Annotated in this window: 21 protein-coding genes and 1 pseudogene (1 of these 22 only partly in view); 15 read left to right on the top strand and 7 right to left on the bottom strand. The window is 68.3% G+C overall.

The features are described from left to right. The first annotated feature begins 2 nt into the window (after positions 1-2). The 10 genes and pseudogenes from J2S53_RS00570 to J2S53_RS00615 form a co-directional block, all read left to right on the top strand. A complete protein-coding gene (locus tag J2S53_RS00570; RefSeq protein WP_092975266.1) occupies positions 3-593 on the top strand; it encodes a hypothetical protein in 591 nt (196 codons plus the stop codon). Next, positions 568-3498 carry an ATP-binding protein gene (locus J2S53_RS00575; protein WP_092975263.1) on the top strand — a complete coding sequence of 977 codons (2931 nt, stop codon included), beginning with the start codon at positions 568-570 and terminating at the stop codon, positions 3496-3498. The genes J2S53_RS00570 and J2S53_RS00575 overlap by 26 nt, the downstream gene beginning before the upstream one ends. A 2-nt stretch (positions 3499-3500) precedes the next feature. After that, on the top strand, positions 3501-5498 hold the full coding sequence (locus tag J2S53_RS00580) for a hypothetical protein (RefSeq protein WP_456239297.1): 1998 nt from the start codon (positions 3501-3503) through the stop codon (positions 5496-5498). A 27-nt stretch (positions 5499-5525) separates the two neighbouring features. Further along, positions 5526-6152: a hypothetical protein gene (locus J2S53_RS00585; RefSeq protein ID WP_456239298.1), complete on the top strand. Its 627-nt coding sequence runs from the start codon at positions 5526-5528 to the stop codon at positions 6150-6152. A gap of 1 nt (position 6153) precedes the next feature. Further along, on the top strand, positions 6154-7140 hold the full coding sequence (locus J2S53_RS00590) for a C40 family peptidase (RefSeq protein WP_456239299.1): 987 nt from the start codon (positions 6154-6156) through the stop codon (positions 7138-7140). 131 nt (positions 7141-7271) lie between these two features. After that, positions 7272-7703, top strand: coding sequence for a hypothetical protein (locus J2S53_RS00595; RefSeq protein WP_456239300.1), 432 nt, complete (start codon positions 7272-7274; stop codon positions 7701-7703). 77 nt (positions 7704-7780) lie between these two features. Beyond that, on the top strand, positions 7781-8002 hold the full coding sequence (locus J2S53_RS00600; protein ID WP_456239301.1) for a hypothetical protein: 222 nt from the start codon (positions 7781-7783) through the stop codon (positions 8000-8002). Positions 8003-8008: 6 nt separating this feature from the next. Then, a complete protein-coding gene (locus tag J2S53_RS00605; protein ID WP_456239302.1) occupies positions 8009-9520 on the top strand; it encodes an RNB domain-containing ribonuclease in 1512 nt (503 codons plus the stop codon). A gap of 161 nt (positions 9521-9681) precedes the next feature. Further along, positions 9682-10347 (top strand): NADPH-dependent F420 reductase, encoded by a 666-nt coding sequence (gene npdG / locus J2S53_RS00610; RefSeq protein ID WP_456242661.1) that lies wholly within the window; start codon positions 9682-9684, stop codon positions 10345-10347. A 221-nt stretch (positions 10348-10568) separates the two neighbouring features. Continuing rightward, positions 10569-11486, top strand: a pseudogene (locus J2S53_RS00615) (glutathione S-transferase family protein); the annotation flags it as partial. 456 nt (positions 11487-11942) lie between these two features. Here J2S53_RS00615 and panB read toward each other — a convergent pair. Further along, a complete protein-coding gene (panB, locus tag J2S53_RS00620; RefSeq protein ID WP_456239303.1) occupies positions 11943-12836 on the bottom strand; it encodes a 3-methyl-2-oxobutanoate hydroxymethyltransferase in 894 nt (297 codons plus the stop codon). 205 nt (positions 12837-13041) lie between these two features. On the opposite strand from panB, the gene J2S53_RS00625 reads away from it, so the two are divergent. Next, entirely contained in the window at positions 13042-13872 is an 831-nt protein-coding gene (locus tag J2S53_RS00625; RefSeq protein ID WP_456239304.1) for an arylamine N-acetyltransferase family protein, read from the top strand. Between the two features lie 93 nt (positions 13873-13965). Here J2S53_RS00625 and J2S53_RS00630 read toward each other — a convergent pair whose 3' ends face one another. The 5 genes from J2S53_RS00630 to J2S53_RS00650 all read right to left on the bottom strand — a co-directional run bounded on the left by J2S53_RS00630 (position 13966) and on the right by J2S53_RS00650 (position 16270). Further along, positions 13966-14592 carry a hypothetical protein gene (locus J2S53_RS00630; protein ID WP_456239305.1) on the bottom strand — a complete coding sequence of 209 codons (627 nt, stop codon included), beginning with the start codon at positions 14590-14592 and terminating at the stop codon, positions 13966-13968. 106 nt (positions 14593-14698) lie between these two features. Next, complete coding sequence (locus J2S53_RS00635) at positions 14699-14887, bottom strand: DUF397 domain-containing protein (protein WP_456239306.1); 189 nt, start codon at positions 14885-14887, stop codon at positions 14699-14701. A 62-nt stretch (positions 14888-14949) separates the two neighbouring features. After that, complete coding sequence (locus J2S53_RS00640) at positions 14950-15147, bottom strand: DUF397 domain-containing protein (protein ID WP_092929132.1); 198 nt, start codon at positions 15145-15147, stop codon at positions 14950-14952. Between the two features lie 57 nt (positions 15148-15204). Further along, positions 15205-15405 (bottom strand): DUF397 domain-containing protein, encoded by a 201-nt coding sequence (locus J2S53_RS00645; RefSeq protein ID WP_456239307.1) that lies wholly within the window; start codon positions 15403-15405, stop codon positions 15205-15207. Beyond that, complete coding sequence (locus J2S53_RS00650; RefSeq protein ID WP_456239308.1) at positions 15392-16270, bottom strand: helix-turn-helix domain-containing protein; 879 nt, start codon at positions 16268-16270, stop codon at positions 15392-15394. The genes J2S53_RS00645 and J2S53_RS00650 overlap by 14 nt, the downstream gene beginning before the upstream one ends. 135 nt (positions 16271-16405) lie before the next feature. On the opposite strand from J2S53_RS00650, the gene J2S53_RS00655 reads away from it, so the two are divergent. Beyond that, entirely contained in the window at positions 16406-16831 is a 426-nt protein-coding gene (locus tag J2S53_RS00655) for a hypothetical protein (protein WP_456239309.1), read from the top strand. A gap of 177 nt (positions 16832-17008) precedes the next feature. Here J2S53_RS00655 and J2S53_RS00660 read toward each other — a convergent pair whose 3' ends face one another. Beyond that, on the bottom strand, positions 17009-18781 hold the full coding sequence (locus J2S53_RS00660; protein WP_456239310.1) for an NAD+ synthase: 1773 nt from the start codon (positions 18779-18781) through the stop codon (positions 17009-17011). An 85-nt stretch (positions 18782-18866) separates the two neighbouring features. Between J2S53_RS00660 and J2S53_RS00665 the strand changes: the two genes are divergently transcribed. The 3 genes from J2S53_RS00665 to J2S53_RS00675 form a co-directional block, all read left to right on the top strand. Then, positions 18867-20444: an alpha/beta hydrolase gene (locus J2S53_RS00665; protein WP_456239311.1), complete on the top strand. Its 1578-nt coding sequence runs from the start codon at positions 18867-18869 to the stop codon at positions 20442-20444. A 172-nt stretch (positions 20445-20616) separates the two neighbouring features. Further along, positions 20617-21960 (top strand): glutamine synthetase family protein, encoded by a 1344-nt coding sequence (locus J2S53_RS00670; protein ID WP_092929120.1) that lies wholly within the window; start codon positions 20617-20619, stop codon positions 21958-21960. 50 nt (positions 21961-22010) lie between these two features. Continuing rightward, positions 22011-25219 carry the 5' portion of an FkbM family methyltransferase gene (locus J2S53_RS00675; RefSeq protein ID WP_456239312.1) on the top strand. Its footprint extends 595 nt past the window's final position, so the window shows 3209 of its 3804 coding nt (coding positions 1-3209); the start codon lies at positions 22011-22013; the stop codon falls past the right edge of the window.

The raw sequence follows: 25219 nt of genomic DNA on the forward strand, positions 1-25219 counted from the left end.
ATATGCAGGTACGTACCGACGACGACATCTACCGGGTGGATGCCGTTTGGCTGGGCCCTCCGAAAGCGACCTTCCCGTGGCGTGCCCGCTACGTCGCCTGGGGCGTGGGGATCCTGGTCTTTCTGCTGGTGCTCGCCGCGGAACGTCGGATGAACATCGGCTTCGGTTTCTTCTCCACGGCGTGGGCCGTGGTCATCACGATCGCGCTGACTCGGCTGATCTGCTCCCGAATCAGTCACGAACGACCGCTGAGCGCCGTGATGGTGATGTGGTTGCGTGAACTGACTGCGCCGCGCCGTTCCCTGAAGGGCAGGGGAGGAGCCGCGAGCGCCGCAGCCGTGCGGGTCAGTCCACAACGTCCTCGCCCCGCGCGGTCCAAACAGTCCGGACGTGGGAAACGAGCCGCCCGCCGGAACCGGGCCTCCGCCGGGTCCGCGCCCGCCCGACCCGTTCGGCAGGGCGAGGCCCCCCGGTCCGGGCGCGAGGTCCGGCCGCCGCGTGATCGGTCCGGTTCCGCCGGACGAGCCAGTGCCCCCAACAGTCGTGTGCGTAGCAAGGAGGTTCGCGGTGTTCGGTCGCGGGCGAGGTCGTGAGAACGATTCCAAGCGGGCCTCGGGACAGCAGTACCGTGCCGCGCCGCAGAAGGCGTCGAAGACCGGACGGCGGGGCAAGGGCAAGGACCGCAAACCTTCCGGGGAACAGTCCCTGCCCAGCTACACGCCGTCGATAGCGGCCCGCTCCATCGACGGTCACCTGCTGCGTACCGGCCAGGACGTGTTCGCCTGGTACCGGCTCTCCCCGCAGCGCTGGTCGTTCAGGTCCGATTCGCAGCGGCAGGACCTCATCGCCGCCATCGCCGGGCAGTACGCCGAGTTGCAGGGACGTTGGCTGCACCTGCGCGTGACGAACCGGCCCTATCCGATCCGGATGTGGGCCGAGGCGCACGTACGTAACGCGCACAACCCGATGCCCGATGTAGCGGGTGCGTTGAGCTTCGACGACTACATGGTCGGGGAACAGCAGCAGCTCATGGGACGCTCGATGGCCGAGAAGGAGGTCTACCTGGGGGTGCAGGTCCAGACCCGCAACGTGGTCGACCGCGCGGTCGAGCGAGCCGCGCCGTTGCTGCGTCGAGTGTTCCCGGAGGCCGTCGACGCCGAACTGGTCGCCCTGGACAGCGAGATCGAACACCTGGATCAGGTGATCGGCTCGGCGGGGCTGGACGGCAGACCGGTCACCGCCGAGGAAGTCTCCTGGTTGATGCACCGCTCGTGCTCGCTCGGGCTGCCGGCCCCGCGCAACCTGCCCGCGACTCCGAGCAGCGACTGGCAACCCGAGGACCTGGCCTCCTTCACCGACGCCGCCGACATGCACCAGGAGCCCTACGCCCCCACGGTCACCGTCCGGGGGCGCACCGGCTCCAACGCCGGTGTGAGCAGACAGGTGGCGGTGCTGACCCTCGGCCAGACGCACGGACTGCAGATCCCCGAAGTGGACGATCCCTGGCTGCAGCACTCCGACCGGCTGCCCGCTCCGGTCGAGTGGTCCGCCCGCATCTACGTCCGTCGACCGGAGGACGTCGGTGGGGAGCTGCAGCGCCAGATGAACAAGGTGCGCTCCCAAGTGCGCCACTACACCGAGGAACACGGCCTGGAACCGCCCACCTCGCTCTCCCGGCAGGCGGGCAGGGTGCTGGAGATCGACGACGAGATGACCTCCGGCTTCACCGCGTTGGCCACCCGGGTGCGTTCCTGGTGGCGCATGTCGGTTTCCGGGCCGACCGAGCGTGACGCGCTGCGGCTCGCCCAGCAGTTGCTCGATCTCTACAAACCCAAGGTGGCGATTGAGCACCCCGAGGCCCAGTACGCCATGGCGCGGGAGTTCATCCCCGGTGAGCCGCTCGCCTCGGGGGCCTACATGCGTCGCGGCTCCGTGGTGTGGGCCGCCTCCTCGGTGCCGCAGGCCACCGCCGAGGTGGGGGACCGCAGGGGAGTGCTGCTGGGCGAGACCTGCACCGCCACGCGGCGCCCGGTGGCCTGGGACCCGTGGATGGCGCAGGAGGTGCGCGACGCCTCCGGGCTGACCGCCATGGTCGCCGGTCTCGGCGGCGGCAAGTCCTTCCTCGGCGGCGGTTTGGTGTACAAGACGCTGCGTGCCGGGGCGTACTGGACGTTGCTGGACCCGTCCGGTCCGCTGGCCGAGCTGTGCGAACTGCCCGAACTGCGGCCCTACGCGCGTCCGATCAACCTGCTCAACGCGCAACCGGGCATCCTCAATCCGTACCGGGTCGTCGCCGAGCCCGAGCTGGAGCACTTCGTGGACGAGGAGGACCCGGAGCGCAGCTGGCGGCGGGAACGCGCGCTGGCCGCGGCCACCAGACGCCGACTGGTGCTCGACGTGCTCACCGGCCTGCTGCCCTACGACGTCGCCCGGATGCCGCAGACCCGCATCGTGCTGCTGCGCGCGGTCCGGGCCGTCGGCGGTAGGCCCGACGCGCACCCAGGTATGGTGTTCGAGGCGCTGCGCAGGGATGCCAGTGAGCACCACGAGCACGCCGTGGTGGTCGCGGACTTCCTCGACGAGGTCCGCGAACGCATGTCGTTGCTGATCCCGGAAGCCGACGCCGATCCCTACTCGCAGCGCAGGGAGGACCGGCTGACCGTGCTCACCATGGCCGGGTTGACCCTTCCCAAGGACGGCGTCGGCCGCGAGCACTGGACCGACAGCGAGGCCCTGGGGGTCCAACTGCTCAACCTGGCCGCGTGGCTGACCCAACGCACCGTCTACGAGCGTCCGAAGGAGGAACGCAAGGGAGTCTGGATCGACGAGGCGTTCTTCCTGTCCGAGGTTCCCACCGGACGGGTGCTGATGAACCGCTTCGCCCGTGACTCCCGGAAGTGGAACGTGCGTGTGCTGCTGTCCAGCCAGATCCCCGACGACTTCCTGCGCATCCAGGGTTTCGTGTCGCTGTTGGACTCGGTGTTCATCGGCAGGCTCGACGACGAGCAGGCCCAGTCCGACGCGCTGCGACTGCTGAAGGTTCCGGTCGACGCGGGTTACGAACAGGTCGTCTCCGCGCTGGGGCGCCGCCCCGGACCGTCGCGCAACAGCACCGAACGGGACCGTTCGCCGCGGCAGTTCATCTTCGGTGACGGCGACGGCGGCGTGGAACGCATCAGGATCGACTTCAGCGGTCCGCACCTGCAGCACCTGCGCGACTCGCTGGACACCACGCCGGTGGCGGAGGAGTCCGAGGAGAACACCTCGGGTGGCAACGATGCGCTGACGCCGAACTCCGACTCGATCGCCGAGATCGGCGGTGCCGACTCCGAGGAAGAACCGGTCTCGGAGGAGAGCGAGGAGCTGCTGGAGGACTTCGCCGAGTGGGAGCTCACCGCTGCCGGGGTGGGGCGCGACGACCATCAGACCGAGTCCGACGAGGAGCCCGGGAGCAGTAACGGTTACCGGGGCGGGGACCGAGCACGAGGTGTTACCTGATCGTGTGGTTGCTGTTGATCCTGGCGGTGGCGACCACGGCGGTGGTCGCCGGACTCCGACGTGCGGGACGCGGTTCCGGTCGCTTCCCGGTTCCCCGCCGTGGCCGTCGCGGTGCGTTGACGATCGTGATCGCGCTGCTGGGACTGCAGGCCCTGGCCGGCGCTCCCGCCCACGCGCAGCCGTTGGACTGCACCGAACCCCCGACACCGGGACGTCCCGGCACCGGCATGGTCGGCGCGCTGGACCCGGCGCCCATCGGCGTGGGACAGAGTGGCAGCGCCTACGACAAGTACGGCTACGCCGGGCAGGTCTGGCACACCTACGACCTCGGTTGCGGGCCGCAGGGGGTCAGCAACCCCAACGCGATGGTCGACACCTGGATCGGCAACCAGCTGTTCAACGTCGCCAAGAACCTGGTGGGCGTGACCAACGCGCTGCACTACTCGCTGCTGTCCGGCGATCTCATGGAACCGCTGGACGACATGATCGCCGAGGCCACCGTGGCGCTGTACGACAGCGTGTTCACCCCCTGGTTCGGGGTGGTCGCGGTGATACTCGCCGTGCTGCTGTTCCGCTACATCTGGCGGGGTGACCTCGCCAGCATCGGAAAGCGGACAACCTGGGCGCTCGCGGGACTGTGGCTTGCCAGCGCGACCTATCTGACCCCGCTGGTCTACACCCAGGCGCTGGACGACGTCGTGATCACCGGCACCTCCGCTGTGCAGGGCGGCTTTCTGCGCGAGGTCGGCGTCGACGAGCGGGACGGTCTGCCCACCCTGCTGCACGACCAGGTGGTCTACCGAGGATGGTTACGCGGCGAGTTCGGTGATCCCGACTCGGCCAAGGCCGAGGAACTGGGCATGGAGCTGCTCGACGCGCAGGCCTGGACCAAACGGGAGGTGCTGTCCGGCGCCGCCGACGGTTCCGCGCAGGAGAAGCAGCAGCAGTTCGAGGACGTCGCCTCCCGGATGGGCGGGGCCTACGGCTACCTCCAGGGCGTGGACGGCAGCAGGATCGGTGCGGGCATGCTGAGCCTGCTCCAGGCGCTCGCCTACACCACGTTCCAACTACTGGCCAAGGCCGCCATCCTGCTGGCCCAGTTGCTGCTGCGCGTGCTGATCCTGACGGGGCCGCTCATCGGTCTCATCGCGATACTGCACCACGACGTGTTGCGCGGTGTCGGCCGTATCGCGGGTTCCGCGCTGCTCAACGTGGTGGTCATCTCGGCGATGGCGGGTGTGCACACCGTGGTGCTGAACCTGATCTTCGCTCCCCAGAGCGGATTCGCCCTGCTGACCCAGATAGCCCTGGCCGGGCTGCTGACCCTCATCTTCCTGATGATCGGCAAACCGATCCGTCGGATGGGGCAGATGGTCCAGCTCTCGGCCGGTTTCGCGGGCGGGGCGTTGCCCAGTCCTCCCTCGTTGTTCTCCCGATCGCGCGGGGGGCGCTCCGACGGGCAGCAGAGTGGCGCGCAGGACGACTTCTGGGACCGGGTGCGTGCCTCCGGGGGTGAGGAGGACTCCTCCCCGTCGGGCGGCAGCCGCTCCGGACGCGGTCGTCCCGAGTCCGTGGAGCCTCCGGTGACGGCGACCTCCGAACGCATGGATCGACCCGCCTCGCGGCGCGACGGCGGTCAGGAGGGTGCCGTGCCCGGGGCGGCGATCCCGGCCGCACGCGCGGGTGGCACTTCGGCCGAGGACAACTCCGGTGGTGGACAGCAGCGCCCGGGGGCGACGCAACGGGCGACGGGAGCGCTACCCGCTGCCGGGGCCGGTGGCGAGAGCAGCCGCATGGTGGACACCTCTCCGATCAGCGACGGATCGTGGAACGAACGTGACCAGGATCCGGTGGTGGTTCCCTCACGGGTCGGCGGCAGCGGTTCGGTGCGGAGCATGTCGACGGACACGGATCGGCGGCCCGACAACGAGTTCGTCCGGGGGCGACCGGTCAATGTGGTCTATCGCCCCTCGCGTGGGTTGGAGGTCTCCGATGAGTGACGCATCGTTTCGAGAGGGTCGATCCTGATGCCGATCAGAACACACCGCGGCCGTGCCGCCGTATACCGCAGGTTATGGGGCTGGCCGCTGCGTTCCCCCAAACACCTGATCATGGCGTTGGTGCTGCTGGTCGCGCTGGTCAGCGTCGTCGGGCTGCTGCTCCCCGAGATCTCCTCGCGGGGTGGCGCCGCGCCTCGCACCGACGGCGATTCCGTCGACTACACCGTCGACAACGGCACGCGGGAGAGTGCCTCCGAGGGCTCCGACGAGAGCACCGGCCGGGAGGAGCTCGGTGGAGCTCCGCCGACGATCTCCGTGCCCACCGTCACGGTGGAGTCCACCGCGCCCGATCCGGCGGGCATCGACGTGGCGCGTTCCTGGGTGACGAACTGGGTGCGTCACTCCACCGGTGAGCAGCGGCAGCAGTGGCTCGACCGGTTGCGGCCCCACACCACCCCCGAGTTCATCGGTGTGCTGGAGACCGTCGAACCCGCCAACGTGCCCGCCACCGAACTGACGGGCGAGTTGCGAACCCAACAGTCGACGAAGAACTCCATGCGGGTACTGGCGCCCACTGACGGGCCCACGCTGCGGTTGCACGTGGTCCGGGCGGAGCAGGGCTGGCGCGTTGCCGGTTACGACAGGGTGGACTGATATGCGCAAGATCGCTGTTGTCCTGGTGCTGCTCACCGGTTTCGGGGGGCTGATCGGTGTCGGTGCCGTCACCGGCCTGCTGGCCGGCATGGGAGGAGGCGGCGGCAACTCCACCTGGTCGGGTTGCAGCACCGCGTTGGCGACCTCGGGAAACTCCGCCCAGCGCGGGCAGCGCATGGCCGCCCGGCTCGAACGCGAACAGCGCAGGATAGCCACTCGGATCATCGAGATCGGCAAGCAGCGCGAGTTGCCGCCGCGCGCCTGGCAGATCGCTATCCAGGCGGGCAAGACGGAGTCGAACCTGCGCAATCTCGACTACGGGCACGCCGATTCGTTGGGCGTGTTCCAGATGCGGCCCTCGATGAACTGGGGGACCCCGCGGCAGGTGACCGATCTCGGGTACGCGATCAACAAGTTCTACGACGTACTGCTCGACGTCGAGGGCTGGAAGCGGATGCGGCCCGGTGCCGCGGCACAGGCGGTGGAGCGTTCGGCGTTTCCCGACCGCTACCACGAGGCCGAGGCCATGGCGGCACACCTGGTCAGCAACCAGGGTGACGTCGCCGCGCTGAGCGGCTGCGACGAGATGCCGAACACCGGTTCCCTGGTCCGCGAGGCGATCGACTACGCCAAGCGGCAGCTCGGCGCCCCCTACGAGTGGGCGGCCGAGGGGCCGGACACGTTCGACTGCTCCGGTCTGACGCAGCAGGCGTACGCCGCCGCAGGGGTGCAGATCCCGCGGGTCTCGCAGGACCAGTACGACAGTGGCGGAGCCAAGGTGGAACTGTCCCAGGCGAGGGCCGGGGACCTGGTGTTCTGGGGAACCGGGCGACAGTCGACCGACGTGCACCACGTGGCGCTCTACCTCGGTGACAGCAAGGTGCTGCACGCTCCGCAGCCCGGCGAGGAAGTCCAGATCGCCAAGCTCTGGGACGGCGGCGAGCTGTTGCCGACGGCGGTGCGGCCCACGCTTTCCAGGTCGCGGTGAACTGTCGTGAGCGATCCCCGAACGACAGCACCGGCAGGTGAGACGGGCACTCGGACGCGATCGCGCCGAGAATGTCCAGGTCGGTCGAACGGTGACCGAAACGGTTCGCCGCACGCTCCAGGAGGAACAGCATGTTCACCCCCGACCCGATTCCACGGCCCAACGGTCCGCCCGCTTCCAGCACTCCGCTGGGGGACTACCTCTCCGAAGAGCACCACGGCGTCGATCAGGCCTATGCCGTGCTGCCGCGTTCGCTGGCCGAGTCCATGCCGCTGCCCTGGCAGCGGCACATGCGGGAGTTGCTGGCCGAGTTCCACCAGGCGTTCGGACATCTGAAATGGCCGGTCTACCGCGTCGTACCCACCAGGTACGAGCGACTGGTCGACCTGGACGAGGAGCAACTGGCCGAGATCGGATACACCATGGAGGTCGACGACACCGGCGAACTGGAGTACCGCTCCCGGGACGGCGTGCCGATCGAGCATCCGGAACAGCAGCGCGTCCTCGTGCCCTGCCTGGACCCCATCCCGCGCCGACACGGAGGTTCCCGGGGAAGCACCTGATCCGCCGGGCGGGTGTCGTCGGCCGCGCTCGGCGTCGTGAACGTGACATTCCTGTTCCGGCGTGCCAGGCTCGTGTCATGGACCCGAACAGCTGGTTCTTCTGCTTGAAGCACCGACGAGTCGAAGCGCCGGGTGAAGTGTGCCGTTCGCTCAACCGTCTCGGTCCATATCCTGATCGCGCTTCGGCCGAACACGCGCTGGAACTGGCAAGGCAGCGCACCGAAGCGGCGGACGAGGCCGATCTGCGTTGGGAACAGCAGCCAGGGGCCGAGGGGCGCCCAGGGGCCGAGGAGCGCTGAGTACCGATGGCAGCGGCGCGGACCTCCCAGCGGATCGATTCCGCCGCTGCTGCAGAATCGGAGAACCCGGACGCCGGGGAAGTGGCCCCTGAAGAGGCCGTGGTTCCTGTCGGGACGGCTTTCGCCGGTATCCGCCGCGAGTTCGGTCTGCCCGGCGAGTTCCCTACCGCCGCCCTGGCGGAGGCGGAGCAGGCCGTGGCCGAGCCGCTGTCTTCCGCCGAACGCACCGACGCGACGGGTTTGCCGCTGGTGACCGTCGATCCCGAGGGCTCCAAGGATCTCGACCAGGCAGTGCTGCTGCGGCGGCGGGGGCGCCGCGGTTTCCGGGTGCACTACGCGATCGCCGACACGGCCGCCTTCGTTGCCCCTGGCGGCGCGTTGGACCGGGAGACGTTCCGCCGTGGCCAGACCCTCTACCTGCCGGACGGCAATATTCCGCTGCACCCGCCGTTGCTTTCCGAGGGAGCGGCCAGCCTGCTGCCCGAGCAGGTCAGACCGGCCGTGCTCTGGACCGTCGATCTCGACAGCCACGGTGCCCCGATAAGAGTCGACGTTCGCCGCGCCGTGGTCCGTTCCGTGGCGGCGCTGGACTACCGGGGGCTGCTGCGGTCCTTCGAGGCGGGCGAACCGCACCCGGCGGTGGAGCTGTTACCGGAAGTCGGCCTGCTGCGTAGGGAGCAGACGACGCACCGTGGGGCGATCGAGCTCGGACTCCCGGAACAACGGGTGGAGTTCTCGGACAGTTCCGGCTGGCGACTGGGTCTGCGTCCCCGGATGTGGCTCGAGGCGTTCAACGCCGAGATCTCCCTGCTCACCGGCATGTGCGCTGCCGAGATCATGCTCGCGGCCGGGGTGGGGGTGCTGCGCACGGTGCCCGACCCCGATGAGGAGGCCGTGCTGGGGCTGCGGCGTTCGGCGGAACGTCTCGGGGTGTACTGGCCTCCGGAGCAGTCACCCGCGGAGTTCCTGTCGGCTCTGGAACCGTCGCGTCCGGAGTCGTTGGCCCTGCACGTGGCTGGGACCCGACTGCTGCGCGGCGCGGGATACACCGCCTTTCGGGACGGGAAACCGGCTGTGGTCGGTCACGCGGGGATCGGTGCCGCCTACGCGCACGTCACGGCTCCGCTGCGACGGCTGGTGGACAGATTGTGCACCGAGATCTGTCTCGCCGTGGTCGCCGGACGGCCCGTGCCGGAATGGGTTCGGGAGGGCATCGTGGAGCTTCCCTCGGCGATGGGAAATTCCGACCGGCTGGCCTCGCGCGTGGAACGGGCGTGCATCGCGCAGGTGCAGGCGTGGGAACTCGCGGATCGGCTCGGTGAGGTCTTCACGGCGACCGTGCTGCGCACCGACGGCGAGGCGGGTACGGGCGAGGTGTTCGTGCCCGAGCCGCCGGTGATAGCGCGTTGCCGCGGTGCCGAACTGGTTCGCGGTCAGCGGGTTTCCGTACGGCTCGTCGACGTCGACTCGGCTCATCGCGAGGTCCTTTTCGAACTCGCCGACGCTCCCTCCGGCTGATTCCGGGTGGCACCCTCGCATCGCCCCGTTCCGAGTCGGCCCGCCCGTTGCCGGACGAACTTCCGTCCGCGTTCGCGAACACGCCGTGCCGGTGGGACGCTTTTGGTTACCGTCGGGTAATAAAGTGTGCTGGCACGTGATCGGAGTCGATAGGAGTAATGGTGGTTGACGTTCGGGAACTGACCGTCGGAGTGCTGGGCGGTACCGGCGCGCAGGGCAAGGGGCTGGCCATCCGGTGGGCCCAGGCGGGGTTGAAGGTGTTGATCGGTTCCAGGTCGGCGGACCGGGCCGCCGAGGCGGCCGAGGAGATCGCCACCACCAGCGGCGGTTCGGTGCAGGGAAGGAGCAACTCCGACTGCGCCGCCGAGGCCGACGTGGTGCTGGCGGCGCTGCCGTGGGAGGCGCACGCCGACACGCTGCGCGAGTTGCGTTCGGAACTGGCGGGCAAGATCGTGATCGACTGCGTCAATCCGCTCGGTTTCGACAAGAAGGGGCCCTACGCGCTGCCGGTCGAGGAGGGCAGCGCGGCCCAGCAGGCGGAGGCGCTGCTGCCGGACTCCAGGGTCACCGCCGCGTTCCACCACGTCTCGGCCGTGACACTGGCCGACACCGACGTCTCGCACGTGGACCTGGACGTGCTGGTCCTCGGGGACGACCGGGAAGCCACCGATCTCGTCAGGTCGCTGGCCGACGTCATCCCCGGCGTGCGCGGCATCTACGGCGGCAGGCTGCGCAACGCGCACCAGGTGGAGGCGCTGACCGCCAACGTCATCGCGATCAATCGGCGCTACAAGGCGCACGCGGGAGTGCGCATCACCGACGTGTGACCGGGTTCGCCGCGTCCGTCCCCGCGTCGCCGCTTCCCGCTCGACTGGCGACGTCTCGGGACCCGGTCGACAATGCCTCGTGCGAGGACGCGTCCGGCGGCGTGCGCTCGGCCCGGCTCAACACGCTCGCCCGGGGCCGAGCGAGGCCCCGGGCGGTGTGGCTCGGTTCGACCGGACGAGCGCGAGGGGCCGAGCGCCCGGGGCCGAGAGCGGGAGACAGCATGAGCGCCGCCGAATTCCCGGCAGAAACGGCCACCACCGGTGAGTGGGTGCGGCAGCGCAACCGGTTCACCGAGCGGGTGACCGCGGACGGGTCGTCGGGTTGGACCGCCCTGCCGGGGCGGTACCACCTGGTGGTGAGTCTGGCCTGTCCCTGGGCGCACCGCTCGTTGATCGTGCGACGGTTGCTGGGGCTGGAGCACGCGATCACGCTCGGCGTCGTCGATCCGCTCCGGGACGAGCGCGGCTGGCGATTCACGCTCGACCCGGAGGGACGTGATCCGGTTACCGGCATCCGATTGCTCTCCGAGGCGTACCTGGCGAGCGATCCGGAGTTCAGCGGGCGCTACACGGTCCCAGCCCTGATCGACGTCGAGTCCGGCACGATCGTCAGCAACGACTACCACCGGCTCACCCTCGACTTCGAGACCGAGTGGCAAGCGCTGCACCGCCCCGGAGCCCCGGATCTCTACCCGGTGGAGCTGCGTACGGAGATCGACGAGATCGACCAGCTCGTCTACCGCGACGTCAACAACGGCGTATACCGCTGCGGTTTCGCCACGTCACAGCGTGCCTACGAGCGGGCCTTCGACGCGCTGTTCCGGCGGCTCGACCAGCTCTCCGAACGGCTCGAACGGCAGCGTTACCTCGTCGGTGGGACGATCACCGAAGCCGACATCAGGCTGTTCACCACACTGGTGCGGTTCGACGCCGTCTACCACGGGCACTTCAAGTGCAATCGGCACAAGCTCACCGAGCTGCCGGTGCTGTGGGCCTACGCCCGCGACCTGTTCCAGACGCCCGGTTTCGGCGAGACGGTGAACTTCGAGCACATCAAGAACCACTACTACCGCACCCACCCGGCGATCGATCCCAACGGGATCGTGCCCGCCGGGCCCGTGTCGGCGGAGTGGCACACCGTTCAGGAAACGTGTAAAAGTGTTCCTGAGCCGTCGTATTGCTACGCGGCCTTGGCCGCACCCGGAGGTGCGGTCTTCCCGTGGCGATACCCCATGCCAGCAGGGCTGGTCTCACCGGAGTTTCCAGCGGGCTTGTTTACCGTCCCGGCGCAACTCTCCGTGGACGCCGCCGTAGCGGACACTCGAAAGACCTCGACACGGCTTGGTTTTCACCACCCCGAACTCCTTCAATACGGACAGTATCACACTGTCCTACATAAAGTTACACAGGGATGGGAACAGTCAACAACCCCGCACGGCAGGGCGGCACTGGGCGGGAGCCCGTTCGGCACGGGCACCCCGCCCGCCGACTGAACCGACCTCCGGGATCGCCCGATGGTCGCCCCCGTGCGGGGAAGGCGCCGACTCGCGTCCCGGCTGGTCAACCACCTCTCGCCCGGGAGAGCGGTTCTCGAATCAGTCGAAGCTGTGCTGGGAGGTGGGGAACTCCCCGTTGCGCACGTCGGAGGCGAACTCGCTCGCGGCCCGCGCCAGCTCGTTCCCGACCTCGGCGTAGCGCTTGACGAAGCGCGGGGTCTGACCGGTGTTGAGCCCGGCCATGTCGGTCCACACCAGCACCTGGGCGTCGCACTCCGGGCCCGCCCCGATTCCCACCGTGGGAATCTCCAGCTCGCCGGTGACCCGCTTCGCGGCGTCCGAGGAGACCATCTCCAGTACCACCGCGAAGGCCCCGGCCTCCTGCAGTGCCCGTGCGTCGGCGAGCAGGTTCTCCACCTGGTCGCCGCGCCCCTGCACGCGGTAACCGCCGAGACCGTGCTCGCTCTGCGGGGTGAACCCGAGGTGGCCCATCACCGGTATCCCGGCGGAGACGAGCGCCTCCACGTGCGAGGCGTAACGCCGCCCGCCTTCCAGCTTGACCGCGTGCGCCCCGGCCTTCATGAACATCACGGCGGTGTGCAGCGCCTGCTCCGGCGACGCCTGGTAGGAACCGAACGGCAGGTCGGCCACCACCAGCGAGTGCTCGGCGGCCCCGGCCACGGCCCGAACCAACGGCAGCAGCTCGTCGACCGTGATGGGCAGCGAGGACTCGTAGCCGTACACGGTGTTGGCCGCCGAGTCACCGACCAGCAACACCGGGATGCCCGCCTGGTCGAAGATCCGCGCGGTGTAGGTGTCGTAGGAGGTCAGCATCGCCCACGCCTCGCCACGACGTTTGTACTCGCGCAGGTGGTGGATGCGGGTCCTGCGACGCGGCGCGGTAGCACCGTAGGGGGCCGAGGTCTCGGCACCGGCGGCGTTGCCGGTGGCGGTGTGTACCCCGGCGGCGCTCGGGGTGTTCTGTTCGGACATGTTCATCCTCTTCCTCGCGGCCCGCACTGCGGGTCCACGGGCTCGTAACGGATGCTTGTCCCCCAACAGTGGCACGGTTGCCGTTCCGGTTCGACAACTTCTGGCGCACGTCACACCGGTCCGCCGCTATTCCGGCGCGGAGCGGTTTTCCCGGGCGGCGAAACTCGTTGACTTCCAGCACGCTCGAAGTGTGACTTTCGATGACATGACGACGATCGAAGCGCTACATCTCGATATCGACGAGTGGGACGTCGCCACCGTGTCGGTGGACGACTACCTGATCAGGATCGGACAGCCCGAGCCCGCTATCCCCTCGGTAGCGGTGTTGCACGCCCTGCACGAGGCGCACGTGCGCACGATCCCGTTCGAGAACATCGACGTGCTGCTGGGCAGCCATCCCGGGGTCGGGCTGCGGGAGATCCAGCACAAGCTGGTGGGCCGCAATCGTGGCGGCTACTGCTATGAACACGCCCTGCTGTTCGCCGCCGTGCTCGAACGTCTGGGATTCACCGTCTCCCGGCACATGGCCCGGGTGCAGCCGCTGCGTCCCGGTCCCTACAGCCACATGATGCTGCTCGTCTCGTTCGCGGAGGGCGACTACCTGGCAGATGTCGGTTTCGGCGTCGTCCCGACCCCGATCCCGTTGCGGGACGGTGTCGAGGTCGAGCAGTACGGCATCCCGCACCGGCTGAGCCACGACGGCACGTTCTGGCACCTGCAGCACCAAACCGAACGCGGTTGGGAATCGCTGCACGCCTTCCAGCCGCTCCCCAGCAGCCCGGTGGACTACGAGGTGGGCCATCACTACACCTCAACCCACCCGAACTCGCCGTTCGTGGACAAGCCCATAGTGATGCGGCCGGAGCCGGGCAAAACGCGTAAGCTGATCGGCGACGAGCTGCGGGTGGAGCACGTTTCCGGTGAGGTGGAGCGGACCCCTGTTCCCGGTCACGAACTGGGGAAGCGACTGCGTGAGCTCGACATCGAACTCACCGAGCGGGAGCTGTCCGCACTGCGGGCCAAGCTGGGAGTGTGAGCCGAGTTCGACCGCTTCGCGGTACCCCCGAGTGCGCGGCGATTTCGGGAGAAATTGACGCGGGCCGAAGGGAAACGGCACTCCGCTCCGAAGTCACCTGGCCGAGGGGTGCTGGTTCTCCTCCCGGATCCCCTGCCGCAGCCGTGGTTGGAAGCGTTGCAGCCCCTCGTCGACGATCGTGGCGGCCGTCTTGTTCGGTCCGAGCGAGAGCCGGTAGTGCGCTTGGGTCTCCCCGCCTCGAAGGAGGTGTTCCAGTTCCGGGTGGCGTCGCTGGAAGTCGTGCCCGGCGGGGTAGAGGTCCATACGCACCTGTGCCGAGGAGCGGCCGAACCTCGAGGGTGTCCATTTCCGGTGCACCTCGACCCCGGCCAGTTCCTGCCAGCGGATGGTGAAGGGTCGGCCGCGCGGGTCGTGCCAACGGATGCCGGTGTGTTCGAACACCAGTTGCTGCGGTCGGGAAATCACCGGCCACAGCAACGCTATGAGCACGGCCACGGCCACCAGCGCGGCGCCGAAGATCCCGGAGAACACGCGTGCCGCCATCGGACCGTCCACGTTGTTCGTGATGCTCCCGAGCAGCACGAGCACCCCGAACGGTCCCAGAACCAGCGCGCCTACCAGCGCGTTCCTGCGCAGCCGCTTGCCGAGGTCGAACACGGCGGGAGTGATCCCCGGGGCGGCTGAGTTCGGACCGTTCGGTTGTTGTCGCTGGGATGCCACGATTCGGCACCGTAGCGTACCGGTGGGTGTTCCAGCAGGCGTTTTCGGATTTTCGCGGGCGTGACCGGCCGAGTGTCGGACCCGGCCGGAGTTCTCCTGCCCTTGATCAGCCGCGCAGCGCCCGCAGGAAGGCGTTCCACCGGTGCGATCCGAAGGCGAGTGTTGCCGCCGCGCGGTTCTTGGTGTCGCGCACTTCGGTGCCGTGGCCGGTGAAGCGGACTTCGACACAGTTGTTGTTGTTGCCACCGCTGTAGCTGCTGACGAACCAGCCGGAAGCGGTCGGTTTCGTGGACATGCCCGAACTCCTCGAACGGTCCTGATGGGGATCGTTTCGAAGCATGACCTGGCCGCTCGGGATCACGCCATGTTGTCGGGCAGAGTTCGCACGAAGGAGTTCCACTGCCCGCGCTCGAAGGCGAGTGTTCCCGCCGCGCGGTTCTTGGTGTCGCGCACTTCGGTGCTGTGGCCGGTGAAGCGGACTTCGACGCAGCTGTTGTTGCGGGGTCCGCTGTAGCTGCTGATGAACCAATCGGTGATGGAGTGCTCAGCGTTCATGATCAAAATCCTTCCGTAGTCGGGGTGTCCCGATGAGCGAATCCGAAATACCTATGGCTACGCGATGCGATCAAACAGGGTGCGCAGGAACTCTGTCCAGTGGGTACGGGTGAAGCTCAATGTTTCTGCGGTGCGGTTCTTGGTGTCGCGCACTTCGGTGCCCTGGCTTGTGAAGCGGACCTCGACGCAGTTGTTGTTGTTACCACCGCTGTAGCTGCTGACGAACCAGCGCGGGGAGTGCCTTTCAGCCGTGACCATGACCGAGCTCCTTCACATGTCTGGCTATGAAATCCTGCGATTCCTGTGGTCCGAGAGCTATAGCTCGCAGCCTGTCGAAGGCACGCGTACATTCGTCGATGTCTCGCTGCTCGACTACGTAGACACCAGCTCCGATGAATGTCGGCTGATGGACGATGTCCGGAACAGTGTCTCCGAAGCGGAGTATCTCGATAGGACCGCCGAGCAGGGGATGGTCTACGGCATTCAAGGGCACGACTTGAACCACCACATGTGGATGTCGCTCGACCATCGCCAGGAGATGCTCAAGTTGAGATTGGAGGATCCGCTGGCTTCCTATGGGGCGCCGCAAGGCTGCTTCTCCGATTACGAACCATATGAGTGGTGGATTCGTGCGCTCCAGGAGTTCCTGGCGCTCCAGCCGGAAGCGTACGTGAGTTTCGGAGTCTTCTCTGTCAGCATTCGGCGTGATCGCTTCAGCTGAGCGCATCATGGCCCTGATGTAGTCTTCGTGTTGCAGTAGTCCTGGTATAAGCTCACTGTCGGCGTAGTATATCTCGGTCGCGTCCTGCTCATGATCCAACAGACGCCGGAAGGCTCCGGGAAGCCCATCTGAGTAAACCCTCCGAGGCTTGCGTTGGCGAGCTGTTTGTGCCAGGCCTTTGATCTGTTCACGTGAGTCACTCGGCGCGTGGAAGTAGTCCAGTAGCGACTCGATCTCGATGATCTTCAGTGAAGCCTGTCCACGTTCCAGTCTGCTGATGAGGCTCGCGTCGCATTCGATGACGTCTGCTGCTTCTTTCTGGCTCTTGCCTGCGCCTTCTCGGAGTCTGCGTAGCTCTGCTCCGAGCTGCCGTCGCTCGATAGTGGCGCGCGACTGAGCCATACGGTGACCTCCCGCAACATCACCCGTTCAGGTCCTAGGTGAATCACCTAGGACCGTTTATTCTATGTGTGTAACCAACCACACACTGTCCGTCCAACACGGGCAGTCTATCCAGCCGGTGAGGAGAGGATTTCCGTGCGTTTCGGCTACACCCTCGAACACGGACCAGCGTCGCTACCCTTCGGCGCCCACGACCCGCTGATCACCAGCCTCGAAGTGGACACCACGAACCGCGATCCCGAGTCACTGCGAGCGGAACTGCGTGACTGGGCGGTCGCCGAGCTCGCGCACGGCGACTTCGAGTTCGGCCTCTACACCGCCGAGTTCGGGGCCTGGCGTGCCACCAACGGCACCGGCCACTACCTGCGGGTGCTCTACCTGGTCTGGAGCGGCGAGGAGGTGCTCACCTCGTACACCGAGGACAGCCCGGTCAACTTCGCCGGAGTTCGGCTGCTGACCGCGCAGGCCGACGCCTTCGAATCGCTGCTCGCCACCGAACGACGGTCCGAATCCCGCGCCGACCGGCGAACGGCATCCGCTTCGCCCGCCCCGGTGGGATGATGCCGGGAAGCCCCCGATGGGGTTACGGTCGGCGTCGATTTCTCGAGAAATCGCCGCGCCAGTACGGCGGTGTGGCCCCGGCTGTGTCAATTTCTCGCGAAATCGCCGGGACGGTGGCGAGAGCCGTGCGAGAGGTTCCGCCAACCGAGCGCTAAGACAACCGGGGCGAAAGAACCGTCAGGGCCGCGCCTCGCGCCACCGATTGGTCACGGGCAACCGGCGGTCCCGCCCGAACGCCTTCAGCGTGATCTTGGTGCCCGGTGGGTACTGCCTGCGCTTGTGCTCCGCCCGGTCGACCATCCGCAGCACCCGCTCCACCAGCTCGGCGTCGAAACCCTCCAGCAGCAGGTCGTCGTAGCTCTTGTCACCCTCGACGTAACCGTCGAGCACCTCGTCGAGCAGTTCGTACGGCGGCAGCGAGTCCGTGTCCACCTGGCCGGGTCGCAGCTCGGCCGAGGGTTCCTTGGTTATCGAGCTCTCCGGGATCGGCGGCGTCTCACCGCGCTTCTCGGCCTCCGCGTTGCGCCAGCGCGCCAGCCGCCACACCAGCGTCTTGGGCACGTCCTTGATCGGCGCGAACCCGCCGACCGCGTCGCCGTAGATCGTGGAGTAGCCCACCGCCAGCTCCGTCTTGTTGCCCGGGGCCAGCACTAGGTGCCCGTGCTGATTGGACAGCGCCATCAGCGTGATTCCCCGGCAGCGCGCCTGCACGTTCTCCTCGGCCAGTCCGGACAGTCCCAGCTGGTCGACGAACACCCGGACCATGTCCTCGATCGGGTGCACCTCGAAGTGGCAGCCGATCCGCTCGGCCAGCTCGGCCGCGTCGGAACGGGAGTGCTCCGTGGAGTAGTGCGAGGGCAGCGACACCCCGTACAGCCCGTCCGCACCCAGTGCGTCCGCGCTCAGCGCCGCGCACACCGACGAGTCGATACCACCGGAGAAGCCGAAGGCCACCGACTTGAACCCGTTCTTGCGCAGGTAGTCCCGCAGCCCGGTGACCAGCGCCCACCACACCTCGGCCTCCTCGGCCAGCGGCTCGGTGAGCCCCTCGTTCTCCTCGGGCTCGTAGGCGGGCAGCGGATCCGGACTCAGCGTGAGTCGGTCGACGTGGAAGGCGGGCAGCGCGCGCGGGCGGAAGTGCAGCGGTGTTCCCTGCTCGACCGGTTCGGGGGACACATCGGTGGAGGTGTGGCCGCCCGCGCTGAGCTCCAGGTCGCGCACCAGCAGGTGCTCCGCGAACCGAGGGGCGCGACTCAGCAGTTCCCCGTGATTCGTGGCGATCATCGAGTCGCCGTCGAAGACCAGCTCGTCCTGCGCGCCCACCATGTTCACGTAGGCCATCGGCGCCCCGGCCTCGGCGGCGCGGCGCACCACAAGCTGGGTGCGCTCGTGGTCCTTGGCCCGCTGGTACGGCGAGCCGTTGACGCAGACCACCGCGTCCACCCCGACCTTGCCGAGTGCCGCGATCGGTCCGCCGTTCTGCCAGATGTCCTCACAGATGACCACGCCGATGTCGAGGCCGTGGAACCGCACGATCGGCAGGTCGTAGCCGGGGGCGAAGTAGCGCGCCTCGTCGAAGACCCCGTAGTTCGGCAGGTGGTGCTTGAAGTAGGTGCTGACCACCTCGCCGCCGTGCAGCAGCGAAGCCGCGTTGCGCACCCCCTCGTCATCGCGGTCCAGATGCCCCACGATCACCAGCGCCTCGCCGCAGCCCGCGTCCCGCAGCCGCACCGCCAGCGACTCCAACTCGGCGCGGTTGGCCGCCGCGAACGACTTGCGCAGCGCCAGGTCCTCCACCGGATAGCCGGACAGCACCATCTCCGGGAACGCCACGACGTGCGCCCCGCGCGCCACGGCTTCCTCGCTGCGTTCCAGGACCAGCGAACTGTTACCCGCGATATCGCCCACGCAGGGGTTTACCTGGGCCAGAGCTACGCGCAACTGCGGCATGCCCCCATCTTCGCTCAGTGACGCCGCGCACGTTCGCCGGGGCGACCCATCGTGCGGTTCGGTGTCGCGTGTCACGATCCCGCGCATGCTTCGCCCACGAATCGTGGTCGCCGCTGTCGCTCTTCTGGGGGTCACGACGGCGTGCTCGAACACGCAGGATTCACAACAGCAGCACAACGAACCATCCGGTGAGCAGAGCTCCACCGCCGAGCTGCGGGACTACTACCAGCAGTCACTCGACTGGGAGAGCTGCGAGTCCTACACCACCACTCCCCGCACGGAGAAGCTCTTCGGCACCGAGGGGCTGGAATGCGCCCGGCTGACCGTGCCGCTGGACTACGACGAGCCCGACGGCGAGACCGCGAAGATCGGCGTGCTGCGCCGGTCCGCCTCCGACGAGCAGGCGCGCATCGGTTCGTTGGTGTCCAATCCCGGCGGGCCGGGCGCCTCCGGGATGGCCTCGGCCGCCGCGCGGATCTCCAGCGTGAAGGGCACCGAGCTCGGCGAGAAGTTCGACCTGGTCGGCTTCGACCCGCGCGGCGTCGGGGCGAGCACTCCTCGCGTCGAGTGCCTCAACGCCTCGGAGAAGGACACCGCTCGACTGAACTCCGAGGTGATCACCTCCGACGGAGCCGTCGAACGGATCGAGGAGGAGAACCGCCGCTACGCCGAGAAGTGCGCCGAACGCAGCGGTGAGAAGTTGCTGGCCAACGTGGGCACCGCCAGCGTCGCCAGGGACATGGACGTGCTGCGGGCCGCGCTCGGTGACGAGAAACTCACCTATCTCGGTTACTCCTACGGCACGTTGCTCGGCAACGAGTACGCCTCCCGGTTCCCGGACCGCGTCCGGGCAATGGTGCTGGACGGCGCCGTGGCGCCGGGCGAGTGGGACCAGACCGAGACCAACCTGGAACAGGCCGCCGGGTTCCAGCAGGCCTTCGACTCCTTCGCACAGTGGTGCGCCAGGCAGCAGCGCTGCGCGCTGGGCGGCGATCCCGACCGCGCGGTGCGGCGGTTCCACGAGATCACCCGCCCCCTGATCGACAGTCCGGCCGCCACGAGATTCGACGGGAGGAAACTGTCCTACGAGGATGTCGAGACCGGCCTCGTGCAGGCGCTCTACACGAAGCAGTATTGGAAGCCACTCAACGCGGGACTGTCCCGGTTGGCCAATGGCGACGGCTCGGTGCTGCTGCGACTGGCCGACCTCTACCACGGCAGAGCCGAGGACGGTTCCTACTCCAACATGATGGCCGCCCACCAGGCGGTGGTCTGCGTGGACGCCAACCGCATCGGCGGCAGGCAGCAACAGCGCGAACTCAACCGGAAGTACCGCCAGGCCGCCCCCTTCACCGACGACGGTCAGCCGGTCAGCTCCGCCCGCGACCGCTGTGCCTTCTGGCCCGTCCCGGAGACAGGTGACAAGCCGGAGCCCCGACCGGGGAAACTGCCCGCCACGATGGTGATATCGACCACCGGAGACCCGGCCACGCCCTACGAGAACGGGCGAGAGCTCGCCGACGCGCTGGGCGGGAGGCTGCTGACCTACGAGGGTGAGGGGCACACGGTTTTCCTCGGCGACAACGACTGCGTGAACAAGGCAGGGACGCGCTACCTGGTCGATCTGCGGGTTCCCGAGCAGGGCAAGCGCTGCTCGGCCTGATCGAGGTTTTCCGGTCGGGGCCGTGACCGCCCCATCGGAAGCTCCGCACCGACAGTCACGCGCCGAGCCCCCGGTCCGAGCGAGGCTCGGCCACGCTGTCGGTGGGCGTGCCCCACCCACTCGTGACCGAGCGGGTGGGGCACGAACCCGCCCGGACGCTTAGGGTGCGGGCATGGATCGTCAGCAGGAGTTCGTGCTCCGCACTCTGGAAGAACGCGACATCCGCTTCGTGCGGCTGTGGTTCACCGACGTTCTCGGCATTCTCAAATCGGTGGCCATCTCGCCCGCCGAGCTCGAAGGGGCCTTCGCCGAGGGGATCGGTTTCGACGGATCCGCGATCGAGGGGTTCTCCCGCATCTACGAGTCGGACATGGTCGCCAAACCCGATCCGGCGACCTTCCAAGTGCTGCCCTGGGAAACCGCCGACGGCGAACACTACTCGGCGCGGATGTACTGCGACATTACGATGCCGGACGGATCGCCCTGCTGGGCCGACCCCAGGCACGTGCTCCGGCGCACCCTCTCGAAGGCGACCGAGGCCGGGTTCACCTGCTACGTGCATCCGGAGATCGAGTTCTTCCTGCTCAAGGATCTGCCCGTGGACGGCAGCGAACCCGTGGCCGCGGATTCCGGCGGGTACTTCGACCAGGCCAGCCACGACGCCGCCCCGCACTTCCGGCGCAACGCCATCGAGGCGCTGGAGGCGATGGGGATATCCGTCGAGTTCAGCCACCACGAGGGCGCCCCCGGGCAGCAGGAGATCGACCTGCGCTACGCCGACGCCCTGACCATGGCCGACAACGTGATGACCTTCCGGTACACGGTCAAGGAGGTCGCGCTCACCCAGAACGTGCGGGCCTCGTTCATGCCCAAACCGTTCAGTGAGCAACCCGGTTCCGGGATGCACACCCACATCAGCCTGTTCGAGGGCGACCAGAACGCCTTCTACCACCCGGAGAACCCCTACGAGCTCTCCGACACCGGCCGGGCCTTCGTGGCCGGGCTGCTGCGACACGCCAGGGAAATCAGCGCGGTTACCAACCAATGGGTGAATTCCTACAAACGCCTCGTGGTCGGCGGTGAGGCGCCCACGGCGGTCTGCTGGGGCCACGCGAACCGCTCCGCACTGGTGCGGGTGCCGATGTACTCGCCGGGCAAGTCCTCCTCTCGGCGCGTGGAGATGCGCAACCTCGACTCCGCTTGCAACCCCTACCTGGCTTACGCGGCCATCCTCGCCGCGGGGCTGCGCGGCGTGGAGCAGGGCTACGAACTTCCCCCCGCGGCCGAGGACGACGTCTGGTCGCTGACCGAGAGCGAACGCAAGGCCGCCGGGTATCCCAGCCTGCCCCAGAACCTCAACGAGGCGCTGTCCGAGATGGAGAACTCGGAGCTCATGGCGGAGACGCTCGGCGAGCACGTGTTCGACTTCTTCCTGCGCAACAAGCGGGCCGAGTGGAACGCCTATCGCAGCCACGTCACGCCTTACGAGCTTCGCACCCTGATGCCGATGCTGTGATCCGGTCGGGGAGTGCCGACCTCGAAGCCTCGACGGTAGGTTCAGGACTCGTGAACGACCCCCTGGACCACTCCGAATCGAACCAGTGGCCGTCCGCCGATCCCGAAGGGCTCGGTTCGGCGGACGAGTTCGTCGACGAGCCCGCCTGGCCCGCCGAACTGCCGGAGGACGAATCGACTCGGCCCGCCGATGACGGGAACGGGTTCCCCGCCCCGCACGGTTGCACGGTCGCCCGGCACGGTCAGCTCGCCGGGGCGCGGGTGCTGCGTGACTCGTTCCTGCGGTGCCACCCCGGCGGGCGGTTCACGATCCTGCTGCTGGACTTCGACACCGACCTCGAAGCCGACCTGCGGGAGGAGGTCAGCACCCCCGTCGACATCGGTATCGACGATGTCGAGTTCTCCCGGCTGGCCACGGCCTGCGGCGGCGAACCGCTCAACTCGGTCGTGCTCCCCGGCCTGCTCGCCCGCCTGCTGCGCTCCGAACCGCTCGTGCTGTATTTGTCGCCGGTGGTCCGGGTGTTCGGCTCGTTCGGGGAACCGCTCGCCGCGCTCGGCGACGAAGCGCCGTTGGGCCTCGCTCCCCGGGTGATTCGCCCGTTGCCCGCCGACGGGCTGCGTCCCGGGTCGAGGGACCTGGCCCGGGCGGGCTCGTTCGATCCGAACCTGCTCGCGGTAACTCACGGCGCGGAACGGGTGCTCGACGAGTGGGCACAGCGGGTGCGTGCCGAACCGGACGCCGCGGCCGAGTTCTTCGAGGGGCTGCCCGCCATGGTCGAACACCGGGTGCTGCGCGACCCGGGTGTGGGGCTGTCGGTGTACAACGCCGGGCAGCGCGAGCTCGAAACCTCCGACGGTGCGTACACAGTGGATGGTTATCCGCTGCGTACCGTCCACTTTGAGGGGTTCGAACCGCAGCGCCCCTGGTTGTTCTCCGCGGAGTACTCCGATCGCCCCCGGGTGCTGCTCTCCGAATCACCGCCGCTGGCGCAGTTGTGTGCCGGTTACCGAAACGCGCTCGTCTCGCGGGGAATGACGAGCGAACGCGCCTCGCCGTTCGACGAACTGCCCGACGGTACGGTGCTGCCGACTTCGCTGCGCGCCGCGTACCGGGCCCAGTGGCTGTCCGCCGAGTCCTCGGGCGAGCCCGTCGTGCCCAGTCCCTTCGAACCCGCCGGGCCGGAACGTGATCCGTTCGCCGAATTCCTGGAGTGGGCGGGCAGCCCCGCCGACGAGCAACAGCGCGCCGCGGGGTGCTCCCGGTGGGATTTCGCCCTGTGGCAGGACGACCAGGTGCTGCGGCGCGACTATCCACTCCCGTTGACCGACGACGCGGCCGCGTTCCGCGAGTGGTGCGCCGGGGTCGGGGTGGCCAGTGGGCGCGTGCCCGCCCGGTTGGCCCGGAGCAGGGGAACCGACGACTCCGAGATGACCGACCAACTGGGGGTCGCGGTCGTCGGTACCGGACGGCTCGCCGAACTGGTCCGGCTCGCCGTGCGCACCTCCGGCATCCCGAACTCGGACGACGCGCGCTATCCCGTCGTGCTGCGCTGCGATCCCTCGGTGCCCGTACCCGCCGGGCACCACCTCATCGACATCCGGCCGGACGGTGGGGCCGATCCGGCCGACACCACTCCCGCTTCCGGCGAACCCACCGAACTGTGGGCGCTCTCGCAGGCAGGCAGGCACGCGGCGCGCCACGTGGGAGTGCAGGCCCGCGTGCTCGCGCTGCCGTTCCCGGAGCGGGAGCCAACTGAGCCCGCCATTCGGCAGACCGCGCGGGAACGCCTCGGGATCGACCAGGAATTCGTCTTCGCCGCCTTCGCCGACCACGCCGAGGAACACCGCGCGAACGTGCTCGGCCTGGTGACCGCTTTCGGTGCCGCGTTCGGCAGCCGCACCGACGTGCGGCTGGTCGTGGCGGTCAGCGGTGCCGCGGAGCATCCCGAGGCGGCGGAACGCCTGCGGTTGGCCACCACCACCGACCACCGGATCCTGTTGCTGGAGCGGGACGACGCCGAGGAGACGCTCCTGTCGGTCGCCGACTGCGCCGTCTCCCTGCACCGGGCGGACGGCGGTGTCGGCGGCGACCGCTACGCGCTGCGAATGCTGCACGCCGCGGGGTGCGGGATTCCGGTGATCACAGTGGAACAGGGGGCGGTCGGTGAGCTGTTCGGCTCGTCCGGCGCGGTGCTGGTGGGATGCCACGGCAGTGGCGAACCCGACGTGGAGTCCGCCGCTGCCGCGCTGACCTCGGCCGCCGACGACCCCGGTGAACTCCAGCGGTTCGCCGTCGCGGCGGGGGAACGGCTGTCCCGACAGCTCGCCCCGGGCAGGGCGGGTGAACAGCTGCGGGAGCGCGTGGAGGCGGCCTACCGCAACTGGCGGGCCAAGTGGGCACGCGACCAGCACGCCCCCGACGAGGACCCGTTGCGTCCGCTGCTGATCGCCCGTCACGCGCTGCACCGCCCACCGGAAGTGGGGATGGGTGGGCGCAATGCCGTCACACCCGCGTTGCGCAAGGCCGTGCTCAAGGCGTTGGGCCACTACGACGAGCACATTCGCGACATCATTCGCTCATTGCTGGACGGGGTGGAGAAAACCTCCTCCGAACTGCTTCGCAGGCAGCAGGAACGCGCCGACGACCTCGACATCAACGCGGTACGCGCCGAGCTCACGCAACTCGCCCAGCGACAGGAGCAGCTCGGTTCCCGAGTGGCGGGAGCCGACGACAGCACGGTGCAGGCCCGTACCGAACTGGCGGAGCACGACCGCAGGCTGCGCGGGCTGGAGGAAACCGGCGATTCGTTCGGTCAGCGACAGCTCTCCGAGCTCGCCGAGCGCATCGACAGCCTCACCGGGGCGGTGGAGCGGACACTGGACCGGGTCGACCGGCTGGAACAGCGGATCGAGGAGTCGGAGAAGAGCCAGCAGGAACAGCTGGAGAACGGGTTGCGCCGCAGCGCCCTGGACATCGACAACGCGCTGCGCGGTACCGACGCATTGCGTCGCATCGTGCTGCGGGAGCACGAACGCAACAGCGACACGGCACATCTGCCCGGCACTCCCGTGGTGTGCGAGGCGGGACTGCTGCGGCTGCCCGCCGATGACACCGTGATGCTGCCGTGGCTGTCCTCGCACCACCGCTGGGACGCCGAGGTCTCCGCCCTGATCGACTCCCTGCTGGAGCCGGGTGGGGTCTTCCTCGACGTGGGTGCCTACGTCGGTTACCAGGCGGTCCGCGTGCTCGGCAGGCTCAA

Source organism: Actinopolyspora lacussalsi (assembly GCA_030803735.1).
In the GTDB taxonomy this organism is placed as follows: Bacteria; Actinomycetota; Actinomycetes; order Mycobacteriales; family Pseudonocardiaceae; genus Actinopolyspora; species Actinopolyspora lacussalsi.